Genomic DNA, 6,832 nt, shown 5'->3' on the forward strand with positions numbered 1-6,832 from the left:
GCTAGGGACTGCAGGTCCCTTCCTTAGAAGGGTGGGCTGCGGGGTGAAGGGGAGCTATAGCAAATTTTATATTTTCTAAAGAAAGTATATTTAATTTCTGATACGAGGGGTGATAACATGGCAGAAAAATTTAATTTGCAAGACCGATTCTTGAACATCCTGAGGATTAACAAGATAGAAGTAAAAATTTATTTAGAAGGGGGATTTCAAACAAGCGGAGTGGTGAGATCTTTTGATGATTATACGGTTTTATTGGAAAAAAACGGTGAACAATCCTTGGTTTATAAACATGCCATAAAAATGATGGCACCTTCAAAATATATAAAACTTTTCCAGGAACAGACATCCAAAGATGAGTAAAAAGAGGAAAATTAAAAACTGCCCCATGAAACAAGGGGTAGTTTTCTAGTATTTTTTACACAATAAAGTCAAAAACACTTTGGAGGGAATTAATTTGAAAAAAACTTTTTTGATATCTTTGTACATCTTAATATTTTCTATTTTTGCTATTTCTCAACTATTTCAGCCACCTATAAAAAACTCATACATAACCGCATCTTTTGGCGAATACAGAGATACTGGAGTGGATCCACATTTTCATACAGGGATAGACTTTTCTACTTTTAACAGAAAGGGAGAACCTGTTTACACGGCAGCTGAGGGTTCTCTTTATAAGATTTGGTTAAACGATCCTCTTTACGGCAATGCAATATTTTTATACCATGAAGACTCTGACTTAATTAGTGGCTATGCCCATTTAAGTGTTTTCACTGATAAAATATCTAAATATGCCCAATTAGTTCAAAACGAGTTTGGGAACCAAAGGATAGAAATTATTTTTCCCATAGGCGAAATTCCAATAAACCTCAATGAGGTTATAGCTTATTCAGGGGATACAGGAGAAGCCATAGCTCCTCACCTACATTTTGAGATTTTAAAACAGTCCGGAGATGAGTTGGTCATTTACGATCCCCTTGAGTTTTTAGAGTACCATGAACCAAGGGAGAAGTCTTTGGAATTAATGAGAATTAGATCTAATAACAAATATTTTGAAGTTACAGAAAATGGAGAAACCATTGTAGAATATACAGGTAATTATCCACGAATAGAAATTAGAGTACGTGAAAAGTTAGGAGACAACTCTACTATTCTTCCAAAAAAAATTTCTATGTATATCAACGGTATTTTAACTTATAAATTGGATTTCAGTCAGATCAAAGAGTCGGAAGTATACAAAGCTGATGTTTTATTTGGATATGGTTCAACATCTTCCATATACTGGTTGAAAATGTACTCGGACGACTATTTATCTCCAATAGTTATCAATGACTTTTCTGCACTTTCATATGATACCTCTGCAACTTTAAATGGAGAAATTGTTTTAGAGGACATATGGGGTAATGAAAAAGTTTATAAATTGAAGTTCATAAAACCATAAGAAATGTTAATTTCATTTTTAAAAATTAACAATTAGTGAGTATTATTCACTTGAGAAATTTGATTTTTTTGGTATAATTTTCCACGTGGAATTCTAAAGATAATTCTAATTGGGTGGGGAGCGTTTGCTGGAGTGTGCAAACTAGGTTTTTTTGCTGCTTTATGCAAAAAGCTTTTTCCTAATGCTTTAGAAGTAACATCCTAATTCTCATTTGCGTAGCAAATGATGTTTTCCGCAGATCTATGCAAAAAACTTTGATTTTGAACTTGGGGATCTTAAGGGGTTTACCCTTTAACGTCCGACGCTAACACAAAGTTTTAGAATTTCTAAAGACAATGAAAAACTCAAAGAAATGAAGGAGGCTAAAATGTGAAAAAAATGCTCTTTACCAGTGAAAGTGTAACTGAAGGTCATCCTGATAAAATCTGTGATCAAATTTCTGATACAATACTTGATGCTATACTGGAAAAAGAACCCGAAGAAAATAAGATAAATGCCCGATGCGCTGTAGAAACTTTAGTGACAAGAGGGCTAGTTGTAGTAACTGGTGAGGTTAGAACTACTGCATATATAGATGTTCCGACGCTTGTCAGGAATACTGTTCTAGATATAGGTTATAACAGAGCTAAATTTGGATTTGATGGTGAAACATGCGCTGTAATTACTTCTATTGAAGAACAATCACCTGATATAGCATTGGGGGTTGATAGATCCTTCGAAGTTAAATCAAAAGAAGAAGAAGATCCTTTTGAAAAAATAGGAGCAGGAGATCAAGGCATTATGTTCGGGTACGCTACAAACGAAACGGATGCTTATATGCCTTTACCCATTCTCTTAGCTCACAGACTTGCAAAAAGATTATCCGATGTCCGAAAATCGAATACCGTGGATTTTTTAAGGCCCGACGGTAAAACTCAAGTAACAGTAGAATATGATGAAAATAATCAACCGCTAGGCATAGAGACTATACTCATTTCCACTCAACATTCGCCTGATATAAAAAGGCAAGAGTTAGAAGAAGCAATAAAAGAGCATGTAATAACTCCAGTCATACCGGAAAATCTTTTTACAAAAAATACAAAAATCCTTATCAATCCTACAGGAAGATTTGTAATCGGCGGGCCTCAAGCTGATACAGGACTCACCGGAAGGAAGATAATCGTTGATACATATGGTGGTTGGGCACCACATGGGGGAGGAGCTTTTTCAGGAAAGGATCCTACCAAAGTAGATAGATCCGCTACTTATATGGCAAGGTATGTAGCTAAAAATTTGGTGGCAAGTGGTGCGGCGGATGAGGTTTTAATTCAACTTTCCTACGCAATTGGTGTTGCACAACCTGTTTCAATAAATATTGATACGAAAGGTACTGCAAAAGTTGATGAAGAAAAGATATATAAAGTTGTGAAAGAGATATTTGATTTTAGACCTGCCGCAATAATTAGTAACTTAAATCTATTACAACCTATTTACAAAAAGACTGCTGCTTATGGACATTTTGGAAGAAAAGATGTAGAATTCCCATGGGAAAGATTGGATAAAGTTAAGGAATTGAAAGCGGCATTAGGTTTGTAATTCAACAATAAAAAAATAAAAGTTGAGGAGGTATTTTAAAAATTGCCAAATAAAAAATCAGCAGAAAAAAGGGTTAGGCAATCAGAGCAAAGAAGACAAAAAAATCGTGGATATCAAAAGAGGATTAAGGAAATTTCTAAGGAAATAGACAAGAAAATTCAAGAAAATGCCGAAAGGGAAGAATTGATGCAGTTATTAAGCAAGTCTTTTAAAATTATTGACACTGCAAAATCACATGGTGCTGTACATAAAAATTACGCAGCAAGGAAAAAATCAAAATTACATTTAAAGGTTAAAAAACATTTGGGTGAAATGGCGCCAGAAAGTTCCCCTGTAAATGAGTAATTGAGGATGTTTGCAATCACTACAATTATAGCTCCCATTTTGGGGAGGTAATAAAGTTTTGAGTTCTTATTCTTATTTACAAATGTATCAAATAAATCCAAAAGACATAAAAAGATATCCTCTAGAATGGAATAAAATTTTTGGAAATAGCAATAAGTTAATAGTTGAAATTGGATTTGGTGGTGGAGAGTTTTTAGTAAGTTTAGCCAAAGAGAATAATAACTATAATTACATTGGCATAGAAACATCTCTAACTTCTTGTCACAAAATTAAAAAGAAGCTTTTTCAAAATAATTTAAATAACATACAAATAATTCTTGAAGATGCAAAATTCGCTATTAGGGAGCTTTTTTCTGACAACTCGATTAATAAAGTAATAGTTAACTTCCCATGCCCATGGCCAAAAAGTAAGCACGCAAAAAACCGTCTTTTTGACGAAAAATTTATAGACACCTTATCGTCGGTATTAGAAGAAGTAGATGGAAAAGTAATTTTAACAACCGACGTTTTTTGGTATGCTTCTGATGTTAAAGAAAAATTTTTAAACAACGGATGTTTTGAAGTAAAAAATATTTCCGAAGTTAATCAGTTACCATTCAAAACAAGATACGAAAAAAAATGGGAAAATGAAGGAAGAAAAAAGTATTTATTAATTGCACAAAAAAGATGCAAAAAAACAATAAAAAGATTGTTAGAAGGGGATTTCGATTTGCCTCATCAGAAAATCAAGAAAGTAGATTTCGATAAATTACAATCTTTAGTTGGATTTAAAAAATCTTGTAAAAATAAAACTATAGTTATAAAGGACATATATACTAAATTAGATGGTTCAGAATATTTAGTGAAGGTTTTTTCTGAAGACGAAGGGTATATTCAAAGTTATTTTGTTAATGTCAGCAAAATGAAAGAAGGTTGGCTAATAAAATTAGATGATATAGCAAAAGCTTATAGAACCCCTGCTGTTAAGGAAGCGGTGAATATAATTGCCAAGGAGATAGAGAATTAATGTCTCATATAACTGTTTTGGGCGCAGGTAGTTGGGGAACCGCTATGGCAAAGCATTTAGTAGATAATCATCAAAAAGTAACAATTTGGGATAGAGACAAAAAACTCCTACAAGAAATAAAAAAAGGACGTAATCCTCGCTATCTATCTACTGTAAAAATTCCTTCAAAAGAAATAAATGTTGAAGGGGATATAAATGAAAGTCTAAAAAACGCCCAAATTGTAATTATAGCCATCCCTGTTCAACATATATCAGAGGTATTAAGCCAAATTCAGAAAAACTCTTTTATAAATAAAGATATCGTTTTTGTCAATCTATCAAAAGGTATGGAAATTAACAACCGAAAAATACCGAGTAAAATTTTTGAGGAATACCTATCAGGATTTAATTATTGTACCCTAAGTGGTCCCAGCCATGCAGAAGAAGTAGCAAAAGATGTTCCTACATCGGTTGTAGTTGCAGGTAGAGACAGTCAGGTCAACAAATATATACAAGAAATTTTTAGCAATGAAACTTTTAGGGTATATACTAACAATGACTTAATAGGAGTAGAAATTAGCGGTGCTATAAAAAACATATATGCAATAGGTGCGGGTATAATAGATGGATTTGGAAAATGGGATAACACAAAAGCGGCTTTAATTACCCGTTCTTTGGTTGAGATTATTAGGTATGGAACATATTATGGAGGAAACAAAGAAACGTTCATGGGATTAGCGGGGATTGGAGATCTTGTTGTAACATGTACTAGCTCACATAGCAGAAATCGGTACGTTGGAGAAATGCTATCAAAAGATATGCCATTGAAAACAATTCTGGAACAGATGGTGATGGTGGCGGAAGGAGTTTACACTGCTAAAGCTGTATATAATGACGCAAAAGAAAAAGAAATTGAAATGCCTATAGCTACTAAAATCTATCAGGTGCTATATGAAGGTGTAGATTCCAAAACGGCTATTTACGAATTAATGACAAGGGATTTGAAATCCGAGTTTTTTAATTGAAAGATATTATGGTATAATTAAGCAAGAAAGTTAAATTTTAAGGAGGCATTCGAATGCAAGTTTCTTTAGACCAGCTTTTACAAGCATTGATGGTACGTTTAGAAAGTTTAGAAGTTTCTATAGAAGATTTAAAATTTAGAACAAATGTTGCTTTAAGGTTAATCAAGAAAAATGACCTGTTGGATGAGGACAAAGTGAAAGAATCTGTAAAAGAAGAAGTAAGTGCTTTAAATGAACTAAGTGAAGATAAGATGGATTTAAGCGATGAAAGAATCGAAGAAATCTCAAAGGGAATAATACAATGGATCGATAATGACTTAGAGAGTTTGAAGAAAAGAATGGCAGAATATCAAGAAAAAATGAAACAGTTACTTGAGCAAGAGGATGCTGCAGGTAACATCAGTATAGCCTCCCCAGAGCTCTTAAATCAATTAGAAAGAGCAGGCATTGGAAAAAACCAAAAAGAAAAGGGCAAAAATAATGGAAATATAATCATGCCTTAAAGTTTGATTTTAAAAAATAAGAGCCGGTATTAATTTACCGGCTTTTGTTTTTATATACCCGTTTTGAAGGGCAGACTTCATTCAAAAAGCATTCCATGCACTTTGGAGAAATTGGCTTACAAATCCTTTGACCAAAATTCACCATTGAACCATTCAGTGGCCCCCATAATTCAGAGGGTATAATTTTTTTTAATTGGACTTCCGTTTCTTCCGGTGTTTTTGTTTCCACCCAACCGAGCCTATTGGAAATTCTATGTACGTGTGTGTCAACTGCAAGTGCTTCTTTACCAAAAGATACATACAAAACTATATTGGCTGTTTTTCTCCCCACTCCTGGCAGCTTAATCAACTCTTCCAATTCATCTGGCACTTCCCCATTATATTTTTCAATTAAAATTCTAGAAATATTGATAATTCTTTCAGATTTTTGTCTATACATACCTGCTGGCTTGATTAGATCATATAGTTCCTCAGGATTCAATTTAGAAATCTCAAAAACATTTTTGTAACGAGAAAAAAGTGATTTAAAAGCTTTTTCGGTATTTTCATCTTTTGTTCTTTGAGAAAGCACCGTTTCAACTAAAACTTTGTAAGGATCCGTTTCAGAATTAATGCGTGGGAACATATGTATGATCTTTTCTGCTTCTTTTTTTATATCTCTCTTCATGTCTACTCCTTTTATCATATAGTTTTTGGAAACTTTTTAATAAGCTTGAGAGCTTGGAGTCTTGTTTGCTTTAGCGCCCCTTCGCCCTGCTGCCCACCCGTTTTGCTGATTTGTGCAAAAAATCTTTTTTTAAGTTAGTTGCATTGTGCAAACGATGTTTTTAAATGATTTTTGACCTTGAACTTGGGGATCTTAAGGGGCTTGCCCTTGTTTGGTGGTCTCCCAAACTATGTTTTTTTAATTGTTTTATGGTTTTTAAAAAGATTTTGAGGTCTTGTTTGCTTTAGCGCCCCT

Annotated in this window: 8 protein-coding genes; 7 read left to right on the forward strand and 1 reads right to left on the reverse strand. The window is 33.6% G+C overall.

The window, feature by feature from the left end; all coding sequences use genetic code 11:
• Window positions 1-117: 117 nt before the first annotated feature.
• The 7 genes from hfq to X927_RS05760 all read left to right on the forward strand — a co-directional run bounded on the left by hfq (window position 118) and on the right by X927_RS05760 (window position 5,871).
• On the forward strand, window positions 118-360 hold the full coding sequence (gene hfq / locus X927_RS05730; protein ID WP_103077142.1) for an RNA chaperone Hfq: 243 nt from the start codon (window positions 118-120) through the stop codon (window positions 358-360).
• 94 nt (window positions 361-454) lie between these two features.
• Window positions 455-1,438 (forward strand): M23 family metallopeptidase, encoded by a 984-nt coding sequence (locus X927_RS05735; protein ID WP_169925155.1) that lies wholly within the window; start codon window positions 455-457, stop codon window positions 1,436-1,438.
• A 378-nt stretch (window positions 1,439-1,816) separates the two neighbouring features.
• On the forward strand, window positions 1,817-3,013 hold the full coding sequence (metK, locus tag X927_RS05740; protein ID WP_146026585.1) for a methionine adenosyltransferase: 1,197 nt from the start codon (window positions 1,817-1,819) through the stop codon (window positions 3,011-3,013).
• Between the two features lie 42 nt (window positions 3,014-3,055).
• Window positions 3,056-3,358, forward strand: a complete 303-nt coding sequence (rpsT, locus tag X927_RS05745; protein ID WP_103077145.1) for a 30S ribosomal protein S20 — start codon at window positions 3,056-3,058, stop codon at window positions 3,356-3,358.
• A 58-nt stretch (window positions 3,359-3,416) separates the two neighbouring features.
• Window positions 3,417-4,364, forward strand: coding sequence for a tRNA (guanosine(46)-N7)-methyltransferase TrmB (gene trmB, locus X927_RS05750; protein ID WP_103077146.1), 948 nt, complete (start codon window positions 3,417-3,419; stop codon window positions 4,362-4,364).
• Window positions 4,364-5,368 carry an NAD(P)H-dependent glycerol-3-phosphate dehydrogenase gene (locus X927_RS05755; protein ID WP_103077147.1) on the forward strand — a complete coding sequence of 335 codons (1,005 nt, stop codon included), beginning with the start codon at window positions 4,364-4,366 and terminating at the stop codon, window positions 5,366-5,368. Before trmB ends, X927_RS05755 begins: the two co-directional genes overlap by 1 nt.
• Window positions 5,369-5,421: 53 nt before the next feature.
• Window positions 5,422-5,871: a hypothetical protein gene (locus X927_RS05760; protein ID WP_103077148.1), complete on the forward strand. Its 450-nt coding sequence runs from the start codon at window positions 5,422-5,424 to the stop codon at window positions 5,869-5,871.
• 34 nt (window positions 5,872-5,905) lie between these two features.
• Here X927_RS05760 and nth read toward each other — a convergent pair whose 3' ends face one another.
• The gene (gene nth, locus X927_RS05765; RefSeq protein ID WP_103077149.1) at window positions 5,906-6,538 is read right to left on the reverse strand and encodes an endonuclease III; all 633 of its coding nucleotides are present in this window, start codon (window positions 6,536-6,538) and stop codon (window positions 5,906-5,908) included.
• Window positions 6,539-6,832 lie beyond the last annotated feature (294 nt).

Source organism: Petrotoga mexicana DSM 14811, assembly GCF_002895565.1.
Lineage (GTDB): Bacteria > Thermotogota > Thermotogae > Petrotogales > Petrotogaceae > Petrotoga > Petrotoga mexicana.